The 24,385-nt window shown below is 65.9% G+C and carries 26 protein-coding genes; 15 read left to right on the top strand and 11 right to left on the bottom strand.

Going from position 1 to position 24,385, the window contains the following annotated elements:
- Positions 1 to 25: 25 nt before the first annotated feature.
- Positions 26 to 556, top strand: a complete 531-nt coding sequence (locus E5A73_RS02710) for a CinA family protein (protein WP_135962239.1) — start codon at positions 26 to 28, stop codon at positions 554 to 556.
- Here E5A73_RS02710 and E5A73_RS02705 read toward each other — a convergent pair.
- Both E5A73_RS02705 and lipA read right to left on the bottom strand, forming a co-directional pair.
- Entirely contained in the window at positions 487 to 978 is a 492-nt protein-coding gene (locus E5A73_RS02705) for a type II toxin-antitoxin system RatA family toxin (RefSeq protein WP_135962238.1), read from the bottom strand. The genes E5A73_RS02710 and E5A73_RS02705 overlap by 70 nt on opposite strands.
- Positions 978 to 1,910 (bottom strand): lipoyl synthase, encoded by a 933-nt coding sequence (gene lipA, locus E5A73_RS02700; protein WP_135962237.1) that lies wholly within the window; start codon positions 1,908 to 1,910, stop codon positions 978 to 980. Before lipA ends, E5A73_RS02705 begins: the two co-directional genes overlap by 1 nt.
- 117 nt (positions 1,911 to 2,027) lie before the next feature.
- Here lipA and E5A73_RS02695 point away from each other — a divergent pair, with 117 nt between their 5' ends.
- A complete protein-coding gene (locus E5A73_RS02695; RefSeq protein ID WP_135962236.1) occupies positions 2,028 to 2,657 on the top strand; it encodes a carbonic anhydrase in 630 nt (209 codons plus the stop codon).
- A gap of 14 nt (positions 2,658 to 2,671) precedes the next feature.
- Here the strand turns inward: E5A73_RS02695 and E5A73_RS02690 are convergent, their stop codons facing one another.
- The 4 genes from E5A73_RS02690 to aspS all read right to left on the bottom strand — a co-directional run bounded on the left by E5A73_RS02690 (position 2,672) and on the right by aspS (position 6,479).
- Complete coding sequence (locus E5A73_RS02690) at positions 2,672 to 3,439, bottom strand: polyphosphate kinase 2 family protein (RefSeq protein WP_135962235.1); 768 nt, start codon at positions 3,437 to 3,439, stop codon at positions 2,672 to 2,674.
- Between the two features lie 2 nt (positions 3,440 to 3,441).
- A complete protein-coding gene (locus tag E5A73_RS02685) occupies positions 3,442 to 3,960 on the bottom strand; it encodes a GNAT family N-acetyltransferase (protein WP_135962234.1) in 519 nt (172 codons plus the stop codon).
- On the bottom strand, positions 3,867 to 4,544 hold the full coding sequence (locus tag E5A73_RS02680) for a hypothetical protein (RefSeq protein WP_135962233.1): 678 nt from the start codon (positions 4,542 to 4,544) through the stop codon (positions 3,867 to 3,869). Before E5A73_RS02680 ends, E5A73_RS02685 begins: the two co-directional genes overlap by 94 nt.
- Before the next feature lie 96 nt (positions 4,545 to 4,640).
- On the bottom strand, positions 4,641 to 6,479 hold the full coding sequence (gene aspS / locus E5A73_RS02675) for an aspartate--tRNA ligase (RefSeq protein ID WP_168355780.1): 1,839 nt from the start codon (positions 6,477 to 6,479) through the stop codon (positions 4,641 to 4,643).
- A gap of 94 nt (positions 6,480 to 6,573) precedes the next feature.
- Between aspS and E5A73_RS02670 the strand changes: the two genes are divergently transcribed.
- The 4 genes from E5A73_RS02670 to E5A73_RS02655 are packed head-to-tail and all read left to right on the top strand — an operon-like array spanning position 6,574 to position 9,136.
- Positions 6,574 to 6,978, top strand: a complete 405-nt coding sequence (locus tag E5A73_RS02670; protein WP_135962232.1) for a hypothetical protein — start codon at positions 6,574 to 6,576, stop codon at positions 6,976 to 6,978.
- The gene (locus E5A73_RS02665; RefSeq protein WP_135962231.1) at positions 6,978 to 7,628 is read left to right on the top strand and encodes a hypothetical protein; all 651 of its coding nucleotides are present in this window, start codon (positions 6,978 to 6,980) and stop codon (positions 7,626 to 7,628) included. The genes E5A73_RS02670 and E5A73_RS02665 overlap by 1 nt, the downstream gene beginning before the upstream one ends.
- Positions 7,629 to 7,676: 48 nt before the next feature.
- Positions 7,677 to 8,849 carry a ribonuclease D gene (rnd, locus tag E5A73_RS02660; RefSeq protein WP_135962230.1) on the top strand — a complete coding sequence of 391 codons (1,173 nt, stop codon included), beginning with the start codon at positions 7,677 to 7,679 and terminating at the stop codon, positions 8,847 to 8,849.
- Complete coding sequence (locus E5A73_RS02655; protein WP_206366361.1) at positions 8,846 to 9,136, top strand: I78 family peptidase inhibitor; 291 nt, start codon at positions 8,846 to 8,848, stop codon at positions 9,134 to 9,136. The genes rnd and E5A73_RS02655 overlap by 4 nt, the downstream gene beginning before the upstream one ends.
- Before the next feature lie 92 nt (positions 9,137 to 9,228).
- Here E5A73_RS02655 and E5A73_RS02650 read toward each other — a convergent pair whose 3' ends face one another.
- The 4 genes from E5A73_RS02650 to E5A73_RS02635 are packed head-to-tail and all read right to left on the bottom strand — an operon-like array spanning position 9,229 to position 14,802.
- Positions 9,229 to 10,725, bottom strand: coding sequence for a Ppx/GppA family phosphatase (locus E5A73_RS02650; RefSeq protein ID WP_135962229.1), 1,497 nt, complete (start codon positions 10,723 to 10,725; stop codon positions 9,229 to 9,231).
- A gap of 4 nt (positions 10,726 to 10,729) precedes the next feature.
- On the bottom strand, positions 10,730 to 12,871 hold the full coding sequence (locus E5A73_RS02645) for an RNA degradosome polyphosphate kinase (RefSeq protein WP_240699978.1): 2,142 nt from the start codon (positions 12,869 to 12,871) through the stop codon (positions 10,730 to 10,732).
- Positions 12,872 to 12,916: 45 nt separating this feature from the next.
- A complete protein-coding gene (locus tag E5A73_RS02640) occupies positions 12,917 to 13,525 on the bottom strand; it encodes a P-loop NTPase family protein (RefSeq protein WP_135962227.1) in 609 nt (202 codons plus the stop codon).
- Positions 13,522 to 14,802: a heavy-metal-associated domain-containing protein gene (locus tag E5A73_RS02635; RefSeq protein ID WP_135962226.1), complete on the bottom strand. Its 1,281-nt coding sequence runs from the start codon at positions 14,800 to 14,802 to the stop codon at positions 13,522 to 13,524. Before E5A73_RS02635 ends, E5A73_RS02640 begins: the two co-directional genes overlap by 4 nt.
- A 201-nt stretch (positions 14,803 to 15,003) precedes the next feature.
- On the opposite strand from E5A73_RS02635, the gene purM reads away from it, so the two are divergent.
- The 8 genes from purM (at position 15,004) to E5A73_RS02590 (ending at position 22,085) form a co-directional block, all read left to right on the top strand.
- Positions 15,004 to 16,098 carry a phosphoribosylformylglycinamidine cyclo-ligase gene (gene purM / locus E5A73_RS02630; RefSeq protein WP_135962225.1) on the top strand — a complete coding sequence of 365 codons (1,095 nt, stop codon included), beginning with the start codon at positions 15,004 to 15,006 and terminating at the stop codon, positions 16,096 to 16,098.
- The gene (gene purN / locus E5A73_RS02625) at positions 16,091 to 16,678 is read left to right on the top strand and encodes a phosphoribosylglycinamide formyltransferase (RefSeq protein WP_240699977.1); all 588 of its coding nucleotides are present in this window, start codon (positions 16,091 to 16,093) and stop codon (positions 16,676 to 16,678) included. Before purM ends, purN begins: the two co-directional genes overlap by 8 nt.
- Before the next feature lie 318 nt (positions 16,679 to 16,996).
- Positions 16,997 to 17,188 (top strand): hypothetical protein, encoded by a 192-nt coding sequence (locus tag E5A73_RS02615; RefSeq protein WP_135962224.1) that lies wholly within the window; start codon positions 16,997 to 16,999, stop codon positions 17,186 to 17,188.
- A 42-nt stretch (positions 17,189 to 17,230) separates the two neighbouring features.
- Positions 17,231 to 17,926: an endonuclease/exonuclease/phosphatase family protein gene (locus E5A73_RS02610; protein ID WP_135962223.1), complete on the top strand. Its 696-nt coding sequence runs from the start codon at positions 17,231 to 17,233 to the stop codon at positions 17,924 to 17,926.
- Complete coding sequence (locus E5A73_RS02605; RefSeq protein WP_135962222.1) at positions 17,926 to 20,214, top strand: patatin-like protein; 2,289 nt, start codon at positions 17,926 to 17,928, stop codon at positions 20,212 to 20,214. Before E5A73_RS02610 ends, E5A73_RS02605 begins: the two co-directional genes overlap by 1 nt.
- Positions 20,215 to 20,403: 189 nt before the next feature.
- Positions 20,404 to 20,727 (top strand): LapA family protein, encoded by a 324-nt coding sequence (locus tag E5A73_RS02600; protein ID WP_135962221.1) that lies wholly within the window; start codon positions 20,404 to 20,406, stop codon positions 20,725 to 20,727.
- Entirely contained in the window at positions 20,724 to 21,398 is a 675-nt protein-coding gene (pyrF, locus tag E5A73_RS02595; RefSeq protein ID WP_135962220.1) for an orotidine-5'-phosphate decarboxylase, read from the top strand. The genes E5A73_RS02600 and pyrF overlap by 4 nt, the downstream gene beginning before the upstream one ends.
- 12 nt (positions 21,399 to 21,410) lie before the next feature.
- Positions 21,411 to 22,085 carry a lysozyme inhibitor LprI family protein gene (locus E5A73_RS02590; RefSeq protein WP_135962219.1) on the top strand — a complete coding sequence of 225 codons (675 nt, stop codon included), beginning with the start codon at positions 21,411 to 21,413 and terminating at the stop codon, positions 22,083 to 22,085.
- A 275-nt stretch (positions 22,086 to 22,360) separates the two neighbouring features.
- On the opposite strand, the gene E5A73_RS02585 is transcribed toward E5A73_RS02590, so the two are convergent.
- A complete protein-coding gene (locus E5A73_RS02585; protein WP_135962218.1) occupies positions 22,361 to 23,164 on the bottom strand; it encodes an AraC family transcriptional regulator in 804 nt (267 codons plus the stop codon).
- Positions 23,165 to 23,233: 69 nt separating this feature from the next.
- Here E5A73_RS02585 and E5A73_RS02580 point away from each other — a divergent pair, with 69 nt between their 5' ends.
- Positions 23,234 to 24,181, top strand: coding sequence for an NmrA family NAD(P)-binding protein (locus E5A73_RS02580; RefSeq protein WP_135962217.1), 948 nt, complete (start codon positions 23,234 to 23,236; stop codon positions 24,179 to 24,181).
- Positions 24,182 to 24,385: the final 204 nt, after the last annotated feature.

Genomic DNA, 24,385 nt, shown 5'->3' with positions numbered 1-24,385 from the left:
ACATCCCGGTGGCACAGGGCCTTTCATGGACACGATTCTTCCCGCCCAGTTGGTCGACTCCGCGCGCAAGGTGATCGAGGCGAACCGCGCCGCGGGGCGCCGCATCGCAGTGGCCGAAAGCTGCACCGGCGGGCTGGTCAGCGCGGCGCTTACCGAGATCCCCGGTTCATCCGACGTGTTCGAGGCCGGCTTCGTCACCTATTCGAACGAAGCGAAGACCGAAGTGCTCAAGGTGAGCAGCGACGTGCTCGAGACCTTCGGTTCGGTGTCGATCGCAGTGGCGTGGAGCATGGCGCAAGGCGCGCTCAAGCGCAGCAGCGCCGACGTCGCAGTAGCGATCACCGGAATCGCCGGCCCCGACGGCGGCAGCGAGAAGAAGCCGGTCGGCACGGTCGTTTTCGCGCAGGCCGAGCGCGGTGCAGACCCGCAGCACATCGTCGCCGATTCACGCCATTTCGAAAACACCGGTCGCGCCGGCGTTCGGCTTCAGGCGGCGCTTTGCGCGCTCGAACTGCTGATGCCGGGCGAGCCCGAGGGCGCCGCCGAATCGGCGTAGAGCCGCGCCGCGCGTTCCTCGAAGGCGTTGATCATTTTCCGAAGCGCGCGATCGAACACCTGCCCCGCCAGCATCTCGAACACGCGGTTCTTAAACGCGAAATCGACGCAGAAATCGACGAGGCAGCCGCCCTTGCCGTCGCTGCGGAACGTCCAGTCGTTGTTGAGGTGCTTGAGCGGCCCTTCGAGATAATCGACTCGAAGGTGCCCGGGCCGCTGCTTCTCGACGCGCGACGTGAAGCTCTCGCGCAGCCCCTTGAACCCGACGATCAGGTCCGCGACCATCTGGGTGTCGCTGTTGGTGCGCACCCGCACCGCCGAGACCCAGGGCAGGAACTCGCCATAGCGGCCGACATCGGCGACCAGGTCGAACATCTGCTCGGGGCTATAGGGTAGCGCGCGGGTCTCGGTATGCTTGGGCATCAGACGGTCGTGGTCACCTTCGCCAGCTTCGCGGCCCGCGCGTCGCGCATCTTCGCGAAATCGTCGCCGGCGTGATAGCTCGACCGAGTCAGCGGCGACGAGGCTACCAAGAGGAAGCCCTTGGCGCGGGCAATCGCACCATACGAGCCGAACGCCTGCGGCGTGACGAACTCGATGACCTTGGTGTGGCGCGGGGTCGGCTGGAGATACTGGCCCATCGTCAGGAAATCCACGTCGGCCGAACGCATGTCGTCCATCACCTGGTGGACCTCGAGCCGCTCCTCGCCGAGCCCCAGCATGATCCCCGATTTGGTGAAGATTGACGGATCGAGCCGCTTCACTGTCTCGAGCAGCCGCAGCGAGGCGTAATAGCGCGCACCCGGGCGAATCGTCGGATAGAGCCGCGGGACGGTCTCGAGATTGTGGTTGTAGACGTCGGGCCGCGCCGCCACGATCATCTCGACCGCCTGCTGATGCTTGTTGCGGAAATCGGGGGTCAGTATCTCGATCGTCGTCGTTGGGTTCGAGCGGCGGATCGCCTCGATCACCTTGACGAACTGCTTCGCGCCGCCATCGGGCAGGTCGTCGCGGTCGACCGAGGTGACGACGATGTGCGAGAGCCCCATCTGCGCCGCTGCATCGGCGACATTCTCCGGCTCCATCGGGTCGACTGCGCGCGGCATGCCGGTCTTGACGTTGCAGAAGGCGCACGCCCGCGTGCAGGTGTCGCCGAGGATCATCACCGTCGCGTGCTTCTTCGACCAGCATTCGCCGATGTTCGGGCAGGCGGCCTCTTCGCACACCGTGGTCAGACTTTTGGAGCGCATCAGCGCGCGCGTCGCCGCAAAGCCTTCCGAAGTCGGTGCCTTGACGCGGATCCAGTCGGGTTTCCGCACGCGCTCGGGCCGCGGCAGCGGGGACATCTCGTTCATGTGAAGCCAGATAGCGATGCACGCGTGCAGGCACAACAACCGTGCGTGCACGTCTGCTTGCAGTTTCCGGCGCGCGTACCGGCTTCGCAACGCTCCGACTTTCGCTATGGAGGCGCCATGACCGATTTCAGCGACCTGCTCAGCGGCTATCGCCGTTTCCGCCAGACCGAATATCGCCGCCAGCGCGACCGCTGGGACGAATTATCCGAAGGCCAGGCGCCCAAGGTGATGGTGATCGCCTGCTCGGACAGCCGAGTCGATCCCGCCCAGATATTCGATACGTCGCCCGGCGAGATCTTCGTCGTCCGCAACATCGCCAATCTCGTGCCGCCGTTCGAGCTGGGCGGCGGCCGCCACGGCGTCTCGGCGGCGCTCGAATTCGCCGTCACGCAGCTCGAAGTCCCCGAGATCGTCGTGATGGGGCATGGCGCGTGTGGCGGGGTCCATGCCGCGCTGACTCGCCGCTTCGAAGGCAAGGCGCCCGGCGCCGGCGGATTCATCGCACATTGGGTGGATATGCTCGACGAGGCCCGCGATCGGATCGTCGCCCAATATGGCGAAGGCGAGGAAGCGATCCGCGCGCTCGAGCTGGAGACGGTTCGCGTCTCGATCGCCAATTTGCGGACCTTTCCGTGCATTCCCGAGCGCGAAGCCGCGGGTACGCTCAGGATCCAGGGCGCCTATTTCGCCATCGCGGAAGGCGTCCTGCACGTGATGGACGATTCGGGGGCGTTCGCTCCCGCATAGTTGCTGAGAAGGCGTCAGCCCAACGCCTTCTTCGCCGCCTTCGCGACCGCAGGGTCGAGCTCGGGCGGGTCCATCGGCACGTGCGCCTCGAGCCGATCCGCAATCGCCGTCAACGCCGCGATCCGCGCGGCTTTCTTGTCGTTGCCGTCCACGACGATCCAGGGCGCGTGCTTGGTATCGGTACGCGCGAGCATCTCGGCCATCGCTTCGAGATATTCCGGCCGCTTCGCGCGATTGCGATAATCTTCCAGCCCCGTCTTCCAGCGCTTCCACGGATGCGCGAGCCGATCGCGCAGCCTTTGGTCCTGCGTATCCTGCGTGACATGGACGAAGACCTTGACCAACGTCGTCCCGGTCGCGACTTGCTGCGCCTCGAAATCGTTGATCTCGTCATAGGCGCGCTGCCATTCGGCCTCCTTGGCAAAGCCCTCGACGCGCTCGACCAGGACCCGACCGTACCAGCTGCGGTCGAAGATCGCGATATTGTGCTGCGCGGGCAGCCGCCGCCAGAAGCGCCAGAGATAATGATGCGCGAGTTCCTCGGGCGTCGGCGCCGAAATCGGCCACACCTCGAAATAGCGCGGATCCCATTCAGCGGTGAGCCGCTGGATGATCCCGCCTTTCCCCGCCGCGTCCCAGCCCTCGAACGCGATGATCGCGCGGCGCTTGTGCACGATATGCGCGTAGTGGATGTGGCTGAGCCGCTCCTGGAGCTTCTTCAGCGCCTTTTTATAGTGTTTTACGGGCTCGCCGGCTTCGTAGTCGCTCAGATCGATGGGCATTGCTATCGGGTGACCTGCTTCATGAACACGTGGGAAACGGTGTGGAAGCCGCTTCGTTCAAAGAAGCGGTGCGCGCCGTGATTATCGAGCCCGCTCTCGAGGAACAGCAGGTCGATCCCGCGCTCGGCGACGCGCCCCTCGACGGCGCGGAGGACCTGCTCGCCGATACCGAGCGACCGCAGCGCCGGATCGACCGCCATGTCTTCGAGCACCGCGAAGCGCCGGCGAGACGTCGCCTCCCACGCCACGATCGCCATCGCGACGATCGCGCCCTGCCCGTCGCGTCCCGTCAGCAAGTCGCGCACATCGCCAAGCTCGGCGAAGTCGGCGGCATAAAGCGCATCGAGGTTGTCGGCCCATCGCTTGCCGTCGGGGCTCAATCCGGTCTGGATTTCGCCATGGCTGATATAGCGCGCATCGGATCCGATTACGCGGCTGGCGAAATCGGCAGCTGCACGGGCGATGCCGGCTGCATTGTTCCATTCGAGAGATATTTGCGATGGCTCGTCAGATCGGTCCATTTCGTTGCCTTCTTCGTATCGGACAGCCAGTTGGCAATAACCGGGCAATTGCCCATGATTTCCCCAACCGCCTCATAAAAAGCCCGGTTTCGCAATTGCTCTTCGAGTGGGCGCGAGAAAATGTCGACGCCGATATCGAAGATGTCGCGGACATCGCGGGTGTAGTTGGAGCGGATCAGTGCCCCCCAATGCCGGCGGAAATAGCTGTCCTCGAGGATTTCGACCATCCAGGCGATCCAGCTGGCGAAAACCTCGGGTTTGACGAGGTCGTCGCGTCGGAAGCGCGCGCAGACTTCGAACAGGTTCAACGACTGATAATAAAGCTGCAGCAGCACACCCAGTGCCTCGGCGTTCTTCGACGCGCCCAACACCTTGTCGGGAACCGTACCCCGCAATTTACCGATCCTGTCGTGGTTCTCCGCCATATACTTGAAAATCTCGCTCGAGGCGGTCTCCAGCGCGAGATAATTGCCGGCAATGGACGCCCTTCCTTCGCGCGTTTCCGTCCGCTCGAACTGAATGCGCGCGGAGCGGACGGTCAGCCATGCGAATATCGCCGACGCAGCGGCGATGAGCGCCGCCACGATCGCGACCAAGTTCGTTACCCACGTCTCGTCAAGCATATAGTCCCCCGAACCAGTGCGGGGGACCTTGGCGCAACGTGCCCGGGAAAGCGACCCTCAGCCTGCGGCCGGGTCCACGATCCCGTCGGTGCCTTTCTTGGCGAGGTCGGCGGCAATCTGCGGCGCGAGGCGAATGTTGAGCTCCTTGAGCTGCTTCTCGCTGACGAAGCTGGGCGCCTGCATCATCAGATCCTCGGCCTTCTGCGTCATCGGGAAGACGATCACCTCGCGAATGTTGGGCTCGTCGGCCAGCAGCATCACGATGCGGTCGACGCCCGGGGCCGACCCGCCGTGCGGCGGCGCGCCGAATTTGAACGCATTGATCATGCCGGCGAAGTTCGTGTCTACGTCGGCCTGGGTGTAGCCGGCGATTTCGAAGGCCTTGTACATGATCTCCGGACGGTGGTTCCGGATCGCGCCCGAGCTCAATTCGACGCCGTTGCAGACGATGTCGTACTGGAAAGCGAGGATGTCGAGCGGATCCTTGGTCTCCAGCGCCGCGAGCTCGCCCTGCGGCATGCTGAACGGGTTGTGGCTGAAGTCGATCTTGCCCGTGTCCTCATCGGCCTCGAACATCGGGAAGTCGACGATCCAGCAGAATTCGAAGCGAGACTTGTCGATCAATTCGAGCTGCTCGGCAGCGCGGGTGCGCGCAAACCCGGCGAGCTTGGCGGCCTGCGCCTCCTTGCCCGCGGCGAAGAAGATGCCGTCGTTCGGGCCGAGCCCGAGCGCGTCGGCGATCGCCTTCATGCCTTCCTGGCCGTGGTTGTTGGCGATCGGGCCGCCGAACACACCGTCCTTCTGCGTCGCATAGCCGAGGCCGGGGAAGCCTTCGGACTGCGCCCAGCTGTTCATGTCGTCGAAAAATTTCCGGCTCTTCTCGTGCGTGTTCGGGGCTGGGATCGCGCGGACGACGTCGCCGCCTTCGACCATCGAGGCAAAGCGGCTGAAGCCCGAGCCCTTGAAGTGCCCGGAGACGTCGGTGATCAGGATCGGGTTGCGCAGGTCCGGCTTGTCGTTGCCGTACTTCAGCATCGATTCGCGGTACGGGATGCGCTTGAACGGCAGCGCCGAAACACTGCGCCCCTTGCCCTCCCAGTTCGCGAATTCTTCGAACACGCCGTGGAGCACCGGCTCGATCGCCGCGAACACATCGTCCTGGGTGACGAAGCTCATTTCGAAATCGAGCTGGTAGAATTCGCCCGGGCTGCGATCGGCGCGGGCATCCTCGTCGCGGAAGCACGGTGCGATCTGGAAATAGCGGTCGAACCCTGCGACCATCAGCAGCTGCTTGAACATCTGCGGGGCCTGAGGAAGCGCATAGAATTTGCCGGGATGAACCCGGCTCGGGACCAGATAGTCGCGCGCGCCCTCCGGGCTGCTCGCGGTGAGGATCGGCGTCTGGAACTCGGTGAAGCCCTGATCGATCATCCGGCGGCGCAGCGACGCAATGACGTTCGAGCGCAGCAGGATGTTCTTGTGGAGCCGCTCGCGGCGCAGATCGAGGAAGCGATAGCGCAGGCGGATATCCTCGGGATATTCGGCATCGCCGAACACCGGCAGCGGCAATTCCTGCGCGGGGCTCTGCACGATTACCTCGGCAGCGCGGACTTCGATCTCGCCGGTCGGCAGGTTCGGGTTCACCACGCTGGCGTCGCGCGCGACCACCTTGCCGGTGACGGTCACGACCGACTCGGCGCGCAGCGACTCGATTGCCGCGAAGGCAGGCCCGCTGACATCGGTGACGATCTGGGTGATGCCATAATGGTCGCGCAGATCGATGAAGACGAGGTCGCCATGGTCGCGCTTGCGATGCACCCAGCCCGACAGGCGAACTTCCTCGCCGACATGAGTCGCGCGCAACGCGGCGCAATTATGGGTGCGATAAATGTGCATGTCCGGGTCCTGCAAAGAGGGCGCCGCCACACCGGATCGAAACTCCGTTGTCAAGCGCCGCGGATGGTGTTCTTCTGCTGCGGGGGATAGCGAGATGGCGATCAAGGCGACACCCGACATCGACGGTATGATCCGATTCGAAGCGCATGGTAAGGCCTTCGAGGTGGCTACACGGCACGCGCGGACCGGCACCCCTGCCCCGAAGCCCGCATCCTCTCCTGCTCCGTCGCCCCCGCTGTCGACCAAGCAGGGCCGCGATTGGCGCCGTGGATGGCCGGCCTTTCATGTGCCGGGCAAGCTCGACGATTCGGAAGTCACCCAAATCCTGCAGGGGCTCGATCTCGGAGAGCAGGCTGCCGACGGGGCCACCCTGCCGATCGTCGTCGTCAAGGGAGTCGAGGAATTCGATCCGGCAAGCCTTGCCCGGCTTTCGGAGGAGATCGGCAAGCGTTTCGACAACGCCATGCTGATGCTCGACCTCGAGGATGACCCCGATTGATGGCGGATGACGCCGACCCGGAGAGCGCGATCCTCGCCGCCAACCGCGCTGCCGTAGCGAGCCTCAGGGACACCGCCAAATGGCTGGTCGGCGGCGTGACCGCGACGGCGGTGGGGATCTTCGCGGGCAGTTCGCTGACCAATCTCGGCAGTCTCGATCTCCAGACCCATGCCTCGCGGCTCGGCCTCGCCATTGCAGGCGTCGTCGTAGGATTTGCCGGACTGGCGCTGGTCCTGACCAAGGCCATCGCGGTGCTGACCGTGGAGAGCGTCGACTTTCCCGGGCTGACCGAAGCGAAACGCGGCGCGCTCAAGCGCACCGTCGACAAGCTCGAGAAGCGCTACAAGGGACTGCTCCCGGGTTCGGCGGTCGATCTCGCGGAGCTACGCGCCAAGGCCGAGCAGCACGAGAAAGGAACGACCGACGAGGACAAGGCCTTCATGGCCGAGTTTCTCGCCTTCCTCCCCGCGTTGATGGGCGAGGGCAGCTTCCTCTACGTGCGCTACAAATTCGATGCGCTGGTCTGGGCGCTCTATCTCGGAACGCCGCTCGCATTGGCGGGCTTCGGCGTCTACGCCTGGGCCGCCAACCCGCCCGAGGACAAGCCGCCGCCCGCCAAACCGCCTTGGCTGATCATCAATCAGCCATAAAACCTACGTCCAATTGTCCCCGCGCGAAGACCAGTATATGGGCCCCCGATGCATATTCATGGTCTGATCGAGGACAGCGTCGCCCTCGCCAATCTCTGTGCCCGTTTCGCCACCAAGCCGTACATCTGCGTGGACACCGAGTTCATGCGCGAAAACAGCTATTGGCCCGAGCTCTGCCTCATCCAGATCGCCGACGACGAGGAAGCCGCGGCGGTCGATCCGATGGGCGGCATCGACATGACGCCGCTGCTCGAGCTGATGACCAACAACGAGGACGTGCTCAAGGTCTTCCATGCCGGCGGGCAGGATATCGAGATCGTCTACAACCTCACCGGCAAGACCCCGCACCCCTTGTTCGACACCCAGGTCGCGGCGATGGCGCTCGGCCAGGGCGAGCAGATCGGCTATTCGAATCTCGTCGACACCTATCTCGGCATCACTGTCGACAAGGGCGCGCGCTTCACCGACTGGAGCCGCCGTCCGCTCGACAAGCGCCAGATCGACTATGCGATCTGCGACGTCACCTATCTCTCCGAGATCTTTCCCAAGATGCTCGAGAAGCTCAAGAAGACCGGTCGCGGCGCCTGGCTCGACCAGGAGATGGAGCGTCTCGCCGACCCCGAAAACTACCACAACGACCCCGAGGAAGCGTGGCAGCGCGTCCGAGTCTCCAGCCGCAAGCCTGAAGTGCTCGGCCGATTGAAGGCGCTCGCCCGCTGGCGCGAGATCGAGGCGCAGGGCAAGGATTTGCCGCGCGGCCGGATCATCAAGGACGAGACGCTCGCCGATCTTGCCGGCACCCCGCCGCGCAAGCAGAGCGACCTCGCCAAGATTCGCGGGCTTTCGGCAGCCTGGGGCGGCAATGATATCGGCGGGCGGCTGATGGCCGCGCTGGAGACGGCCAAGCCGATGTCGGGGGACGAGCTCCCTCCCCGCGACGACCGCAAGCCCGCTTTGGGCAAGGACGGTGCGCTCGTCGCCGACCTGCTCAAGCTACTGCTCAAGATCCGCGCCAAGGAAATCAACGTCGCCGCCCGCTTGCTCGCGCGCTCGGACGACCTGGAGGCGCTCGCCGCCGGCGTACGCAAGGATCTGTCGATCCTCGAGGGCTGGCGGTTCGAGCAATTCGGCCGCGATGCGCTCGAGCTTGTCGAGGGCCAACTCGGCTTCACCGTGCGCAACGGCAAGCTCAAGATGACTCGCACCGAGGAACCGTCATGATCCGTCTGGTCCTTCCGCTTGCCTTGCTCGCCACCGGCGCATGCCGATACGACAAGGCTCCCGAGACCACGCCCTCGCCGCCGGGCAAATGTGTCGCCGACGGGCTCGCAGGCCTGACCGGCAAGACCCGCAGCGAAGCGGTCGCCAAGCAGGCGCTGCGGCTCTCCGGCGCGAAGAACATCCGCTGGATCGCGCCGGGAATGGCAGTGACAATGGACTATCGCGAGGACCGGTTGAACCTCGATGTGGACGAAAAGGGCAGAGTCACGCGCGCCCATTGCGGCTGAGCTTAGGGCTCCTGCGAAAGCAGGAGCCCAGAGCCGCAAAGCGATTCGTGTGAAACTCTGCGCTCCTGCTTTTTGCAGGAGCGCTTGCCGAGTTATACCTCCAAGACCGGCGCGCGTCCGAACGCCGCTGCCAGCGCCTTGTGCCGCTTCTCGACAGCTTCGCCGTACAGCGCCTCGTCGCGATGCTCTAGGCTCAGCGCCAGCGTCCCCTCTTCCAGGGCAAGGTGCGAGCGCCTGAGTGGCGCCGCGACTCCCCCGCTCAGCCGCTGGCCGAGCCGGATCGCCAGCCCCCACAGTCGCGCATGCGCCAACGAATCGGTGTCGGCGAGCCGTTCGAGCGGCTCGGGACAGCCGAGTCCGCCGCCCAGCGCCGTGTAGAGCGCCTGGGCGATCACCGCGCGTCCCGCCGCATCGATCGCTACCCAATTGCCATGGAGCGCGATTTCCATGCCGCGCTCGGCGCGGAACTCGGGATTGGCGCGCCAGCCCACGTCCGCGAGCAGGCAGGCGGCGTGGCGCAGCCGGGCGAGCTCCGGGGCATCGTCGAATAATGGTTCGATCCAGCCGTCGAGCAAGTCGCCATGCTCGGGAAAGCGCCCCGAGCGCTCACCCTCGTCCCGCGCTGCCGCGATCAGCGGGTCTTCCAGCCGCTGGTCGGCGGTCAGCCGCTGATAGAGCAGCCCTTCGCGCAGCCCATAGGCCGATACCACGCTGCCGCTGCTGCCGAGATGCCGGAGCACGCTGAGCAGCAGCGCGGTGGCGTCGCCGAGAGTTGGGATACGCGCACCCGAGATGTCGGGAATCGCCTTGAGCTCGGCGCGGGGAATTTCGGTCAGGACCTGCTCAAGCTCGCCGACGCGCTCGATCGCGATCGGATATTGATGGACCACCGGCAAAGGATAGTCGGTCCGATGCATGTCGAGCCGCGCGAGCGCGCGCCACGAGCCGCCGACCAGATAGAAGGGCAAGCCCTTGCCACGGCCGGCCCAGCCCGCATCGGCGATCAACCTGGCGACGCGCCGGTCGAGCATCCCGCTCCCCTCCGCACGAATTGCACCGAGCCGCAGCACGCCGAGCGGGAACGACACACGATCGGTGATCGTACCCGCGACCACCCGCACCAGCTCGATGCTGCCGCCGCCCAGGTCGCCGACCACGCCGTCGGCGTCCGGAATGCCCGAGAGCACTCCCATGCCCGAAGCCGTCGCTTCTTCGATGCCCGACAGCAACTCGACCGTCAGACCCAATTTCTCGGCGGTGCGGATCAATTCGCCGCCATTCGAGGCGTCGCGAACCGCCGCGGTCGCGACGGTACGCAGCTCGGTCACTTGCATCTCGCGCGCGATCGCGGCGAAGCGCGACAAGGCCGATCGCGCGCGTTTGAGCCCGCCTTTGTCGATCGCGCCGGTCTCGCTCAGCGCCCTGCCCAGCCCGGCCATCACTTTCTCGTTGAACAGCACCGCCGGCAGTCGCGCCGCGCCTTCATAGACGACTAGGCGCACCGAATTGGAGCCGATGTCGATGATCGCGACGCGTGCTTTGGCGGGAGCGGCCGCACGTTGCTCCGGTCTGCGGAGTACGGTCGCCATGGCGTCAAATTTCCTTTTTGGCTGCGCGTCGGCGCTTGAGCGACAATGTCGGCACCGGCTTGCGCTTCTCTAGCGCCGCGCCGCGGCCAGATAGCGACGGGTTCGTCATGAAATAGCGGTGCAGGTTGAACGGTTCGGCACCGCGTTCGACGCGGACATAGCTGCCGTCGGGCCGGAGCTGCCAGCTTTGCTCGTCGTCGAGCAGGTTCGCCACCATCACCTGATCGACCACCTGATCGTGCACCGTCTTGTTGAGGATCGGCAGCATGAACTCGACGCGGCGATCGAAGTTGCGCGGCATCCAGTCTGCCGAAGACATGAACACCTTGGCGCCGTCGCCCGGCAGCCCCTTGCCATTGCCGAACGCCCAGATGCGGCTGTGCTCGAGAAAGCGACCGACGATCGATTTGACGCGAATATTGTCGGAGAGACCCGGCACGCCGGGGCGCAGGCAGCAGATCCCGCGGATGATCAGGTCGATCTCGACGCCCGCACCGCTCGCCTCGTAGAGCTTCTCGATCACCGCCGGATCGACGACCGAGTTCATCTTCGCCCAGATTGCCCCCGGGCGTCCGGCGCGGGCGTGCGCGGTCTCCGCGTCGATCAGCGCCAGAAGCTGGTTGCGCAGGTCGCGCGGGCTGATGCTCAAGCGTTCGAGCGCGGTCGGTTCGACATAGCCGGTGACATAATTGAACAATTGCATCGCATCGCGTCCGACGCGGGGATCGGCCGTGAAGAAGCTCAGGTCGGTATAGATGCGCGCAGTGATCGGATGGTAATTGCCCGTGCCGAAATGGCAGTAGGTGCGATAGCCATTGCCTTCGCGCCGCACGACCATCGATACCTTGGCATGGGTCTTCCAGTCGATGAAGCCATAGACCACCTGGACGCCCGCGCGCTCGAGCGCAGTCGCCCAATAGAGGTTCTGCTCCTCGTCGAACCGCGCCTTGAGCTCGACCACTGCGGTTACCGACTTGCCCGCTTCGGCCGCGGCGATCAGCGCGTTGATCACCGCGGGCTGCTTGCCGGCGCGGTAGAGCGTCTGCTTGATCGCGACCACGTCGGGATCGCTCGCCGCCTGGCCGAGGAACGAGAGCACGACGTCGAAGCTCTCATAGGGGTGGTGGACGACGATGTCCTTCGCCCGGATCGCCGCGAAGCAATCGCCGCCATATTCGCGGATCCGCTCGGGAAAGCGCGCGACGAAGGGCGTGAACTTGAGATCGGGCCGATCCTCGTCGACCAGAGCCGAAAGATCGCCGATGCCGAGGAAGCCGCCGGTCTCGGTCAGTAATGCCTCGCTGCCGCCCAGCTCTTCCTTGAGCACGGCCTCGAGTTCGGGGGCGATGCCGTCCTCCATCTCGAGGCGGATCACGCGGCCGCGCCGCCGGCGCTTGATCGCCGAGCGGAAGGTCAGGACGAGGTCTTCGGCCTCTTCCTCGATCTCGAGATCGCTGTCGCGCAGCACGCGGAACGCCGCCGAGCCGAGCACGTCGTAGCCGGGAAACAGCAGGTGGGTGAAATGCTTGAGCAGCACCTCGACCGCGACATAGCGCGCCGGTTCGCCGGGCAGCCGGACGAAGCGCGGAATCGTCGTCGGCAGCAGCACCAGCTCGCGGATGGGCTCGCGGTCCGATCGCCGGACAAGGTCGAAGATCACGCTCGATCCCTGGTTGGGGATGAACGGAAAGGGATGGGCGGGATCGAGCGCCTGCGGCGTCAGGATCGGAAAGATCTGCTCGCGAAAATGGTTTTCGAGCCAGGCCTCGGTCTCGCCCTCGATCGCTTCGGGCTCGAGAACGTGGATGCCGACTTCGTCGAGCTGGGTGCGGATGTCATGCCACACGCTCTGCTGGCTGTCGGCGAGGATCTCGGCTTCGTCCGAGATCGCGACGAGCTGCTGGCCGGGGGTGAGCCCGTCCGCCGAATGCGCTTCGACGCGCTGGAGCTGCTGCCCCATCAGCCCGGCGACGCGGACCATGAAGAACTCGTCGAAATTGGAGCCTGAGATCGACAGGAAGCGCAGCCGTTCGAGCAATGGATGCGCGGGGTTGCAAGCCTCCTCCATCACCCGGCGATTGAATGCGAGCCAGCTCAGCTCACGGTTGAAGTAACGCTTTTCCGGCGTGGCCGGTTGATCGGTCATCGATGCGCCCCCTGCGGCTTGCTTTGGTGCTGCCTTGTTCATCGCCTAGGGGTCGTCCGTTTCGGTTATGAGACCATTTGCCACGAGCACCGCACGCATTCCGGGTATCGACAGTCGGTTGTCCACTGCCTCGGTCTCCAGCACATCGGCAACGCGCAGGATGGCGACATGGCTGCGTTCGATCCGCTTGGCCAGCCAGGCAATCACATCGGGCTTGGCGTGGAGCAGATGCCGCTCGAAGGCGCGCTCGATCAGCTGCGGCATCAGCAGGTCGTCGGGCGGTCCGAGCTCGAGCAAGGGCGAGGCGGCGAGCCGCGAGCGCAGATCGGGCAGCTTGACGTCCCAGGTCGGCGGCGTCGCCTCGGCGACGATCAGCAGCGGACGGCGCTCCTGCTGTGCCTGGTTCCAGGCGTGGAAGACCTCGGTGTCTTTCGCGCGGTCGGCATCGTCGAGGATCCGTCCGCCGCTCTTCGCAGCGAAAATGCGCGCGAGCAGGCTACGTCCCGATTTTCGCGGGCCGATAAGCAGTGCCGACATCACCGGCCAGGTCGCCCAATGCTCGAGCTGGTGGACCGCGCGGGCGTTCGACTCGCCGACAAGAAATTCCGTCTCGCGCGCCTCGGGAAGCCCGAGCGGCAGGCGCAGCTGACTCATTTGATCGCCGGAATGCTCGTGGCCGTGGGCGAAGGCTGCGCCGCGGGCGGCCGTGCGACGCCGCGACGGATCAGGAGCACGCCCGACCCTTCCTGGACTTGCCAGCCGCGCGCCTCGAGCGCCGCGCGCAGGCTGGCGATCGGCCCGTCAAAGCCGACCCGCATCACCGAGATCCCGCCCAGCGCCAGGCTGGTGGTCACCGCCGAGCGCACCCCCGGCACGCCGCGCACCGCCGATTCGGACGCCGTCAGCGCGGCCGCGCTCGGCGTGTCGACCTGCACGGTGAAGCTCGCGGTCGCGTCGCCACTGGCGCTGGGAGAGGGCGTCGGCGTCGCTTCCGCGGCGGCCAGCGCGGCAGCCTCGGCGGCGAGCTCCTCGGCGGTCTTCACGCGCGGCGGCCGCGCCGCCAGCAACGCATCGGGGCGCAGCAACCCCGACGCGAGCGCCTTCTGATAGGCTTGGTCGAGCCGCAATATGCCCGCGTCGAGCAAGGCGTCGAGCGAATCGCCATTGTCGACGCGCAGCGCGAAGCTGGCGATCGGGCGCTTGTCGGGCCCGTGATTGGCGGCGAACACGCCGATGATCGGCCCGCCGGGATATTCACGGCGCAGTTGGACCTCGGCGACGAGCACGTCCGAAGCACCATACTGGTCGAGCACGGTGCGCCACCAATTGCGCCCGCGCCGCAGCGTCTGCCCGGCGTTGATCAGCATCGCATCGGGCCCGGTACCACGCAGCCGGACATAGTCGATCGTGCTGCCGCCGCTACGGAAGCGGTTCCACGCCCGCGACCACGCCGTCTCGCGCTCGAACACCCGGCCGACTCCGCCCGAAAATTCGAGCGGCACCAGCAGCATCGGCGCCGAACGGGTTACCGCGGTCGACACGCCGAGAATGGATCCCGCCTTGCCGCGGTCGAACAGCACGCCCAGCCGGGCGATGTAGCGCGCCGGGCCGATCTGCTCGCGCTCGACGACGATCCCGGTAACCAGCGCGTCGAGCGCCGAATCGCCCAAGGTGGATTTCTTGCCGGTCAGCCGCTCGGACAGCATCTCCCAGCCTTTGCGCTGGGCGATCCGCCAGCCGCCCTGCCGGGCCAGGTCGGCGGTCTTTCCGGTCACGTCGACCTGGACGCCCGAGACCTCGAAGCTGCCCGAAGCGTCGATCGGCACTGCGCTGGCGCCACCACCCTCGCCTTGCGCCATCACCACGCCCGCCCCCGCGAGAGCGAGGGCGCCGGCAATAGCGGTAGCGAGCGAAATCCGGGACAATTGCATGCGGCCGCCCTTTTGGCGAAGCGGACGCGGAAATCCAAGCGGCTTCTACTATCTCCCGCCACCCTCACCCTTCCCACCGCCTGCGGCGGCGGGCCCCTTCCCTCTCCCGTCGGGAGAGGGAAGGAGGCGCGAAGCGCCGGAAGGGTGAGGGTGCGCAGGTTTGAGTTTCGGTTTCGCCAACTCGGCGCTAAGCGGCTCGGCATGAGCGACCCAAAAGCCTATACCTACGCCCAGGCGGGCGTCTCGATCGCGGCCGGCAATGCGCTGGTCCGCGCCATCGGCCCGCTGGCCAAATCCACCCGCCGCCCTGGCGCCGATGCCGCATTGGGCGGGTTCGGCGGAGTGTTCGATCTCAAGGCGGCGGGATTCACTGATCCGCTGCTCGTCGCCGCGAACGACGGCGTCGGCACCAAGCTCAAGCTCGCGATCGAACACGATTCGCACGACGGCGTCGGCGTCGATCTCGTCGCGATGTGCGCCAACGACTTGATCGTCCAGGGCGCCGAGCCTTTGTTCTTCCTCGATTATTACGCCAGCGGCAAGCTCGTCCCCGAGACCGCCGAGCGGGTGATCGCGTCGATCGCCGAGGGCTGCCGCCAGGCCGGCTGCGCGCTGATCGGCGGCGAGACCGCCGAGATGCCGGGCATGTATGCCGAGGGCGACTATGACCTCGCCGGCTTCTGCGTCGGCGCAGTCGAACGCGACCAGTTGCTCGACGGCAGCGCGATCCGCCCGGGCGACGTGCTGCTCGGCCTGGCCTCCACCGGTATCCATTCGAACGGCTTCTCGCTCGTCCGCCGACTCGCCGCCGACAAGGGCTGGAAGCTCGACCGTCCGGCGGTGTTCGACCAGGATGTGATCCTGCTCGATTCGCTGATGGCGCCGACGCGGATCTATGTCGCCAGCCTGCTCCCGCAGCTGCGCAAGGGCATGATTCACGGGCTCGCGCACATCACCGGCGGCGGCCTGCTCGAGAATGTGCCGCGCGTGCTCCCCGAAAACTGCCACGCCCGCATCGACGCGGCCGCCTGGCCGCTCCCCCGCCTGATGGCGTTCCTTCAGGCACAGGGCAATATCGAGCCCGAGGAAATGGCGCGGACCTTCAATTGCGGGATCGGCATGGTCGCTGCGGTGGCGGCGGAGAACGCGGAAACCGTTGCCGCTGCGCTCACCGAGGCGGGCGAAACGGTGTTCCGCATCGGCGTCGTCGAGGAGGGAGCGCGCGGTTGCACGGTGTTCGGCCCCGCCGAGACGTGGAGTGCGCGAAGCGATTGGAGCGCCACGCATAATGACTGAGATGGTGCGCAAGAAGCTCGGCATCCTGATCTCGGGCCGCGGCTCGAACATGGCATCGCTGGTCGAGGCTTCGCGCGCCGCCGAATGCCCCTATGAAGTGGTCCTCGTCGCCAGCGACCAGCCCGACGCGCCCGGCCTCGCCTGGGCAGAGGCGCAGGGCATCGCCACCTTCGCCCAATCCCCCAGGGGCATGCCCAAGCCTGAATACGAATCCAGGATCGACGCCGCGCTGCGCGAAGCCGGGGTCGAGGCGATCGCCCTGGCCGGCTATATGCGTCTGCTCTCCGACGATTTCGTCGCGCGCTGGCGCGGTCGGATCGTCAACATCCACCCTTCGCTGCTCCCGAAGTATAAGGGCCTCGACACCCATGCCCGCGCGCTGGCGATGGGCGATGCCGACGCCGGCTGCTCGGTCCATATCGTCACCGAGGAACTCGATGGCGGCGAGATCCTCGGTCAGGCAACGGTGCGCATCGAAGCGCGCGATACCGCCGAGACGCTAGCCGAGCGCGTGCTGCGCGAGGAACATCGCCTCTACCCGAGGGTAATGACCGAATGGATCAAACAGCTTCCCCGCTAGACCAGGTCCGCGCGGTCGCGCTCGATCTCCCCGAGAGCGATGAGCGCCCCAGCCACGGCCAGCCGACCTTCTTCGTCGCGGGGACGATGTTCGCGCAGTTCCGTCATATTTCCGCGCCGACTGGGTCGGGCTCGCGATCGGCGGCGCCGATACCGACTGGGCGCATGTCGGCGACCGTATCGCACGCAGCTGGGAGCTTGCCGCGCCGCGCCGGCTGCTCGAAGCCGGCGGACGCTGAAGGAACGCGCGCCGCGCTGCCGAGTTGTTTTCTTCTGACGGTTCTACAGACGCGGCAACCTAAGAAGGGAAGAGCGCGACATGATCTCACCGCAAGGTCCCGAGGGGCAACCGGGCGTCGCAAGCGCCGAACAGGGTCTCGTCCTGCTCGATGGCCCGAGCGGCGTCGCAGTCTCGATGACGCCCGAGGCAGCCGTCGCCACCGGCCACAGCCTGCTCGCCGCCGCCGAGGAAGCGGCAATCCAGCAAGGCGGCGAAGGGCATCCGAGCTAAGCCCTTGCCCTTTCCCCTCTGCCCCCGCGATAAGGGGCGCAGATGATAAAGGTCGCCAGCTACAATATGCGCAAGTCGATCGGCACCGATCGACGGCGCCGGCCCGAGCGCACGCTCCAGGTTCTATGCGAAGTGAATGCCGACGTGATCGCGCTGCAGGAGGCGGATCGCCGCTTCGGGACGCGCGAGGCGGTGCTCACCGGCCATCTGCTCGCCGAGCATGGCGACTGGAAGGCGATCCCCTTCGGCATGCGGTCGCGCTCGATGGGGTGGCACGGCAATGCCCTGCTCGTCCGCCGGGACGCCGAGGTCCTCGGCTGCGAAGCGGTCCATCTCCCCGCGCTCGAACCGCGCGGCGCAGTGATGGCGGAGGTGCGGATTCGTGGCGAGGTGTTGCGAATCGTCGGTATGCATCTCGATCTCTCGGGGCTGTGGCGCCGCCGCCAGGCGCATGCGATCATCGCGCACCTCCAGGCCAGCGCGCAGCAATATCCGACGGTGTTGATGGGCGACCTCAACGAATGGAGCGCGCAAAGCGGCTGCCTGCGCGATTTTGCCCAGCATTTCGACTTTGCCGCCACCGGCAAGAGCTTCCACGCCCGCCGCCCGATGGCGCGGCTCGACCGGATCATGGCGAGCCGCGACCTCGTGATCGAAACCGCCGGCGTCCATGAGAGCCTCAATTCGCGCACTGCATCGGACCATCTGCCGATCTGGGCGACGATCCGGCCCGCCTGATGCGCGCGACCCGCGACAAGGAGCTGCGGCTCGCGCTCGTCTGCTATGGCGGGATCAGCCTCGCGGTCTACATGCACGGCATCACCAAGGAGATATGGCGCCTCGCCCGGGCGAGCTGCGCCGCACGCGAAGGCGAGGACGGCAATGGCGTCTATCGCCAGCTGATCGACGAGATCCGCGAGACTTCCGGGATCAATCTGCGCGTGCTCGTCGATATCCTGTCGGGCGCCAGTGCGGGCGGAATCAACGCGGTCTTCCTCGCCCAGGCGATCGCCACCGGCCAGTCGCTCGATCCGCTGACCGACATGTGGATCGAGCAGGCCGATGTCGAGGCCCTGCTTGAGCCGGGCCATGCGCCGTCGCATCGCTTCGCCAAGATCTGGGCAACGCCGATCGCGTGGATGCTCGCCAATCGCAGCAAGACGATCGACGAGACGGTCGATCCGACTGCGCGCGAGGAGGTCCGGCTCAAGCTCGAGCGTTTCGTCCGCTCGCGTTGGTTCGAGCCTCCGTTCGGCGGCAAAAGGCTGCTCGCCATGCTGCTCGACGCCTTCGACGCGATGGCAGCGGGCCCGCGCTACAAGCGGCTGCTGCCGGCCGGCCAGCCGCTCGACCTGTTCGTCACCGTCACCGATTTCCGCGGCCACCCCGAGGAGCTTCGCCTCAATTCGCCCGCCCACGTGATCGAGACCGAGCACAGGCTGGTGTTCCGCTTCACCGATCACGGTGCCGAGGGCGTCGCCTTTGCCGATCCCGCGGGGCTCGCCTTCGCCGCGCGCGCGACGTCGAGCTTCCCTGGCGCCTTCCCCCCCGCGACGGTCGAGGAGATGGACAGCTTCCTTGCCGAGCGCGGCACTGCCTGGCCCGAGCGCGACTCGTTCCTCGAATCGGTGCTGCCGCAGCAATGGTCGGACAACCGCGCCGAGAATGCGGTGCTGATCGACGGTTCGGTGCTCGCCAATGCGCCGTTCCGCCCCGCGATCGATGCCCTGCGCGAGCGGCCGGCGCGCCGCCAGGTCGATCGCCGCTTCGTCTTCATCGATCCCGCCCCAGGGGTGCGCTTCGATTTCTACGGCAAGCCGAAGGAGAAGCCCGGCTTCTTCCAGACCATCATCGGCGCGCTTTCCGAATTGCCGCGCGAGCAGCCGATCCGCGACAATCTCGAAGCGATAGCCGGGCGGTCGGATCGAATCGAGCGCATGCTCGCGATCGTCGCGGAAATCCGCTCCGAAGTGGAAACGCAGGTCGAGGCGCTGTTCGGCTATACGCTTTGGCTGGATTACCCGACCCCCAAGAGGCTCGCCGGATGGCGCCGCCGGGCGCAGGTCGCCGCCGCCGCCAAAGCCGGCTACGGCCATACGGCGTATGGCCTGCTTAAGGTCGATGGCACGATCGATCGCATCGCCCGCTTGCTGTACGCGATCGGCGACCGCCATGCCCCCGAACGCCTCCGCGAAATCCGCTCGACCGTCGCGCGGGCGGTGCAGGCGCGCGGCGGCGACCGCTTCGGCGCAACCTTGTCCAACGGCGCGAGCCCGCAGACGCTCGAATTCCTCCGCGCGCACGATCTCGGCTTCCGCATCCGGCGGCTCCGGCTGCTTGCCCGGCGGCTGACCGAGATCGATTTGCCGCGCTCGCACGCCGAGCTGCTGCCGATGCGCGAAGCGATCTACGAATCGCTCGCCGGCTATCTCGAGCTCAAACGCACCGACACCTTCGTCGACCTTCGCGACGCAGTTCGCGACATGACTGACGATGCCGGCCCCGTGCTCGACCTGCTCGCCGAGCGGATGCAGTTGAAGGCACTCGATCAGGCGACCGACCTGCGGCTCTCCGACGGCTTCAGCGCGCTGTCGAAGGATCTGCGCCGGCCGATGCTGCTCGCGCATCTCGGCTTCCCATTCTTCGACATCGCCACCTTGCCGCTGCTCCAGGGCGAAGGCATGGACGAGTTTGATCCGATCCGCGTCGACCGTATCTCGCCCGACGACGCCACCACGATCCGTGCCGGCGGCGCCGGAGCGTCGCTCAAGGGCATCCAGTTCAACAGCTTCGGCGCGTTCTTCAGCCGCGCCTATCGCGAGAATGACTATCTCTGGGGCCGTCTGCATGGAGCTGACCGGCTGATCGATATCGTCCTTTCGGCATTGCCGGCCGTGGATAGGCTGCCCGAGGCGCGGGTGGCGGAGATCAAGCGCAGCGCCTTTCATGCGATCCTCGACGAGGAGCAAGAAAGGCTGACGGCAATCCCAGGGTTGTTCGCAGAGCTGCGAAGCGAGATCGGCTGAACTCCCTCTCCCATCGGGAGAGGGAAGGGCCCCGCTCGCGAAGCGAGTGGGAAGGGTGAGGGTCGGCTGTTCCCTGCACTCACCCTTCCACCGACTTCGCCGGCTCCCCTCCCTTCCCGATGGGAGAGGGAGAGTTGGCAAGTCCGCGCACCCGGCCTAGAGTCGTGTCGTCATGAGGAAAGGAAAGGCATGCGGTTTCTGAAGGTGCTGTTCTGGCTGTTGCTGGGCGGCCTCGTCGCGGCCTTTGTGATCTACAATGGCGACGAGCGCGTCGATATCCGGTTGTGGGGGGGGCTCGTCGCCGATTTCAGCCTGCCGCTGCTGCTGGTCATCACCTTCCTGGTCGGCCTGTTGCCGCCGCTGGTCGCCTATCAGACGCTACGCTGGCGCTCACGCCAGCGGCTTGCCGGACTCGAGCGGGCGCTCGCCGATCTGCGCGCAGTTTCCCCCGAGCCTTCCACGAGCATCGCGATCTCCCCCACCCCGCCGCTGATCGCCGATCCGCTGCCATGAGCGCGCCGCTGTACGTCGCGCTCGACACCCCCGACATTGATCGCGCCCGCAGCATCGCGCAGCGGGTCCGCAACCATGTCGGCGGGATCAAGCTCGGCCTCGAGTTCTTCATGGCCAATGGCCGCCACGGCGTGCGCGAAATGGCTGAGATCGGACTGCCGATCTTCCTCGACCTCAAGTTCCACGATATCCCCAACACCGTCGCCAAGGCGATCCAGGCGCTGCGTCCGCTCGAGCCGGCGATCCTAACCGTCCATGCCGCCGGCGGCCGCGCGATGCTCGAAGACGCCAAGGCGGCCGCGCCCAGCGGCACCAAGGTCGTCGCGGTGACCATGCTGACCAGCCTCGATGATCGCGATCTCGTCTCGATCGGCCTCAGCCCCGATCCGCACGAGCAGGTAGTGCGGCTCGCCGAATTGGCGAAATCGGCGGGGGTCGACGGGATCGTCTGCTCGGGCGAGGAGGTGGCCGCGGCGAAAAAGGCGTGGCCCCACGGCTTCTTCGTCGTCCCCGGCGTGCGCCCCGCCAACGGTGTGGTTGGCGACCAGAAGCGCGTCGTCACGCCGCGTGCGGCGCTCGACGCCGGCGCCTCGATTCTCGTCGTCGGGCGGCCGATCACCCAGGCGGAAGACCCGGATCAGGCGGCGCGCGACATAGAGGCAACCTTATAGCGGAGAGCGGATATGGTGCGGATCGCAGGTTTCGGACTTTTTGCGCTGCTGCTCGCCTTGTTCGGCCTCCATGCCGCGACCCCGCTCCAATCCGCCAGCTTCGACTGCGCCAAGGCCAGTCATCCGCTCGAGAAGACGATCTGCGCCAGTCCCGGGCTTTCGAAGCTCGATGGCGAAGTCGCCGCGCTCTACAAAGCCAAGCTCGCGCAAATCTTCGACAAAGCAAGTCTGCGCCGTCAGCAGCGCGACTGGCAGCAGATTCTACGCGCCGGCTGCGTCGCCAAATGCGATCCCGCAACGGTCGCAGCCAGCTACACCCAACGGCGCGACACGCTTCGCACCTTCGACGCAGAAACTTGGGAAGCGAGCTACAAGACCGCGGACGTCGCCACGCTGACGATCACCCATATCGGCACCAACCAGTTCGACTTCGCGCTCGCTCGCGATCGCGAGGGCGAGCAACTGTGCAAACTCCCCGCGAACGACAGCGAGGCTGGCGCGATCGCCACGATCGCCTCCGCGGCCAAGGCACATTGGAGCGCGGGCGCCTGCAGGATCGACTTCCTCCTCAGCCGGGACAAGACCGGGAATGTCACGCGGATCGACACCAGTGCCTCGGCCGGCTGCAAGCAGTATTGCAAGGGCAATTACGGGCTGAGCGACGTTTTCCTGCCCGCCACCAACTAGGCCGTAGACCCATAAAAGCCGCCTATCGGCTTCCGCCCCAGATTCGGCTGTTCAGTTGAGCGATGCGGGCCACTGAAAGCAGCCATTCTTTCAGCGCGATCCTTCTCGATCTCCATCTCCGAGCGGCAGTTTCGGGATAGGGCAATCTGGAACGGGTTTTGGCAAAGCGAGACCCGAAGCCCGTCGCCTGCGCGATAGGCGCGGCCACGTTCCCGGTCAGAGTTCCCAACCGGTAACAAGTATGTCGGATGCTTCGTGAAGCGCGGTACGACGGATCACTTTGCGAGATACCGTGCCGGCGTCGTTCCCATCGCCTTCTTGAACATAACGATGAATGCGGTAGGTGACTCGTATCCGAGGATGCCGGATACATGCTGGACACTCGCGCCGCTCGCGAGTTCCCGTAGCGCGATGAGAAGGTGGAGCTGGCGCCGCCATCGCCCGAAGCTGAGCCCCGTCTCCTGGACCATGAGCCGCTTGAAGGATCGTTCGCTCATCGCGACGTGTTTCGCCCATTCCCCCAATGGGCGCCAATCCCCCGGCGTTGCGGCAAGCAGCCCGGTCACCAGAGCGATCTTGGGATGCGCGGACGTGGGTAGCCTGAGACCGCTTTCCGGCATCAGCGTCAACTCGTCGAGGAGCACCCGGGCAAGGCGGCCAAAATGGTCGTCCAGCGCGGACGCCGTCGGTGCGTCCGCCAGGCGCAGGATCATCTCGCGGACCATCGGAGAGATCGAGAGCGTGCAGCAGTTCTGCGGCATGTCCGCTGCGCCGGGTTCCACGAAGAGGTACGCTAGCCGCGCGTTGGGGGTGGGGCGGTTGCTGTGCGGTACGCCGCCAGGGATCCAAACGGCGCATGTCGGCGGCACGATCCACAGGCCATCGGCCGCCGTGCAGGTGACGGCGCCATGCAAGGCTAGGATGAGCTGGCCCTGCCGATGATGATGGTGGGGCATCTCCGCTTCATAGCCGGCGAAGTCGAGATGGACGGCGGTTGCCGCTCGGTCCGACCCGCCTAACACCACGGCGGTATGACAGGATGTGTCACCCCCAGCGAGTTGGCCTAATCTGACGATCATATGGCATTATCGCGAGTTACTGCCCCCATGGCAACTCGGTAAGGTCCATCGCGAATGATGGAGAATGCCATGCGAATTGCTGTTGTCGGTGCCACCGGACGAATCGGTGCGAAGCTCACGCGAACCCTGCTCGGCGCCGGCCATCAGGTCAGGGCCCTGTCGAGAGGGGGTCCGGCCCTGGACGCCTTGGTCGAGATCGGTGCCGACCCGTTCATCGGGAGCTTCGACGCCGGGACAGGAGACCTCGACCGGTTTTTCCACGAGGCCGATGCCGCGTTCCTCATGGTCAAGACCGACTGGAACAACATCCACGGCCACTATTCGGAGGTCGCCCTCCGGTTCTTCGACGCGCTGCGCCACTCCCCGGTCAAGCGCGCGGTCAGCCTTACGGCCATGGGGTCGGGGGTCAGAGGAAGCACCGGCCACTTCCAGCCGTTCTACCAGCTCGATCAGATCCTCAACCGCCTGAGCGACATCGATCTGGTACATCTGCAAGCCGGCTGGTTCATGGAAAACCTGTTCGGCTTCATCGACCCGATCGTGGAGCATGGCCGGATCGCCTGGTCGTTGGGCCTGGACGTCGAAGCACCCTGGGTCGCCACGGACGACATCGCCGATTTCGCCGCCGGTCAGTTGCTGGATCCGACCGGCCAGCACCGCATCGTGCACGAGTTGGGCGCCGACTACTCGATGTCGAAAATCGCCGATATCCTGAGCGAAGAGATAGGCCGTCCGGTGGACTATCGGTTTATCGACAGGAACCGACCAGAGGTCGAACAGGGGTTCCTGCAGCGGTTCGGTTCATTGGAGCAATGGCTGGACGATACGCAGACGCTTGAGGCGTTGAACGAGGGCAGGGTCCGCTTCCACGACGATCGTCCTTCGATGCCGACGGCCATGAAGGCCTTTATTCGGGCATCGTTCCTGCCGCGTTACCGCATGGAGACCAAGCAGCGATCAACCGGACCCAAGCAATTCTTCGAATGGATGGCACGGGACGATCTCGCTACGACGTGAGGGACGCAAGGGGCGGTCGGCAGCGACGTTTTCGACAGTATGATCTTTCCCGCCGCCCTTTTTCGGGAAAGGGCGGCGCCGCGCAATGTCGGCTATCGCACCTGCCCTCCCCAAAAGCCGTCCTTTGGCTCTCCACCCAGTCTCCGACGCCCGACCCTTGTTCCGAAAGCGGTCGTTTAGGGATTCGCGACCTGGACCGCCACC

Origin of the sequence: Sphingomonas gei, from assembly GCF_004792685.1 — a bacterium.
Taxonomy (GTDB): Bacteria; Pseudomonadota; Alphaproteobacteria; order Sphingomonadales; family Sphingomonadaceae; genus Sphingomonas; species Sphingomonas gei.
The sequence above is the reverse complement of the archived record's forward strand: the minus strand, read 5'-3'. Positions and strand labels throughout refer to the sequence as shown.

What these genes read in the sequence shown, in the direction of transcription:
- pyrF (WP_135962220.1), top strand. Translation starts at nt 20,724, where the DNA reads ATGAGCGCGCCGCTGTACGTCGCGCTCGACACCCCCGACATTGATCGC.
- E5A73_RS02615 (WP_135962224.1), top strand. Translation starts at nt 16,997, where the DNA reads ATGATCTCACCGCAAGGTCCCGAGGGGCAACCGGGCGTCGCAAGCGCC.
- E5A73_RS02580 (WP_135962217.1), top strand. Translation starts at nt 23,234, where the DNA reads ATGCGAATTGCTGTTGTCGGTGCCACCGGACGAATCGGTGCGAAGCTC.
- E5A73_RS02600 (WP_135962221.1), top strand. Translation starts at nt 20,404, where the DNA reads ATGCGGTTTCTGAAGGTGCTGTTCTGGCTGTTGCTGGGCGGCCTCGTC.
- E5A73_RS02590 (WP_135962219.1), top strand. Translation starts at nt 21,411, where the DNA reads ATGGTGCGGATCGCAGGTTTCGGACTTTTTGCGCTGCTGCTCGCCTTG.
- E5A73_RS02640 (WP_135962227.1), bottom strand. Translation starts at nt 13,525, where the DNA reads ATGAGTCAGCTGCGCCTGCCGCTCGGGCTTCCCGAGGCGCGCGAGACG.
- aspS (WP_168355780.1), bottom strand. Translation starts at nt 6,479, where the DNA reads ATGCACATTTATCGCACCCATAATTGCGCCGCGTTGCGCGCGACTCAT.
- E5A73_RS02665 (WP_135962231.1), top strand. Translation starts at nt 6,978, where the DNA reads ATGGCGGATGACGCCGACCCGGAGAGCGCGATCCTCGCCGCCAACCGC.
- E5A73_RS02635 (WP_135962226.1), bottom strand. Translation starts at nt 14,802, where the DNA reads ATGCAATTGTCCCGGATTTCGCTCGCTACCGCTATTGCCGGCGCCCTC.
- rnd (WP_135962230.1), top strand. Translation starts at nt 7,677, where the DNA reads ATGCATATTCATGGTCTGATCGAGGACAGCGTCGCCCTCGCCAATCTC.
- purN (WP_240699977.1), top strand. Translation starts at nt 16,091, where the DNA reads ATGACTGAGATGGTGCGCAAGAAGCTCGGCATCCTGATCTCGGGCCGC.
- E5A73_RS02585 (WP_135962218.1), bottom strand. Translation starts at nt 23,164, where the DNA reads ATGATCGTCAGATTAGGCCAACTCGCTGGGGGTGACACATCCTGTCAT.
- E5A73_RS02605 (WP_135962222.1), top strand. Translation starts at nt 17,926, where the DNA reads ATGCGCGCGACCCGCGACAAGGAGCTGCGGCTCGCGCTCGTCTGCTAT.
- E5A73_RS02610 (WP_135962223.1), top strand. Translation starts at nt 17,231, where the DNA reads ATGATAAAGGTCGCCAGCTACAATATGCGCAAGTCGATCGGCACCGAT.
- E5A73_RS02705 (WP_135962238.1), bottom strand. Translation starts at nt 978, where the DNA reads ATGCCCAAGCATACCGAGACCCGCGCGCTACCCTATAGCCCCGAGCAG.
- lipA (WP_135962237.1), bottom strand. Translation starts at nt 1,910, where the DNA reads ATGAACGAGATGTCCCCGCTGCCGCGGCCCGAGCGCGTGCGGAAACCC.
- E5A73_RS02655 (WP_206366361.1), top strand. Translation starts at nt 8,846, where the DNA reads ATGATCCGTCTGGTCCTTCCGCTTGCCTTGCTCGCCACCGGCGCATGC.
- E5A73_RS02685 (WP_135962234.1), bottom strand. Translation starts at nt 3,960, where the DNA reads ATGGACCGATCTGACGAGCCATCGCAAATATCTCTCGAATGGAACAAT.
- purM (WP_135962225.1), top strand. Translation starts at nt 15,004, where the DNA reads ATGAGCGACCCAAAAGCCTATACCTACGCCCAGGCGGGCGTCTCGATC.
- E5A73_RS02670 (WP_135962232.1), top strand. Translation starts at nt 6,574, where the DNA reads ATGGCGATCAAGGCGACACCCGACATCGACGGTATGATCCGATTCGAA.
- E5A73_RS02690 (WP_135962235.1), bottom strand. Translation starts at nt 3,439, where the DNA reads ATGCCCATCGATCTGAGCGACTACGAAGCCGGCGAGCCCGTAAAACAC.
- E5A73_RS02695 (WP_135962236.1), top strand. Translation starts at nt 2,028, where the DNA reads ATGACCGATTTCAGCGACCTGCTCAGCGGCTATCGCCGTTTCCGCCAG.
- E5A73_RS02645 (WP_240699978.1), bottom strand. Translation starts at nt 12,871, where the DNA reads ATGACCGATCAACCGGCCACGCCGGAAAAGCGTTACTTCAACCGTGAG.
- E5A73_RS02710 (WP_135962239.1), top strand. Translation starts at nt 26, where the DNA reads ATGGACACGATTCTTCCCGCCCAGTTGGTCGACTCCGCGCGCAAGGTG.
- E5A73_RS02650 (WP_135962229.1), bottom strand. Translation starts at nt 10,725, where the DNA reads ATGGCGACCGTACTCCGCAGACCGGAGCAACGTGCGGCCGCTCCCGCC.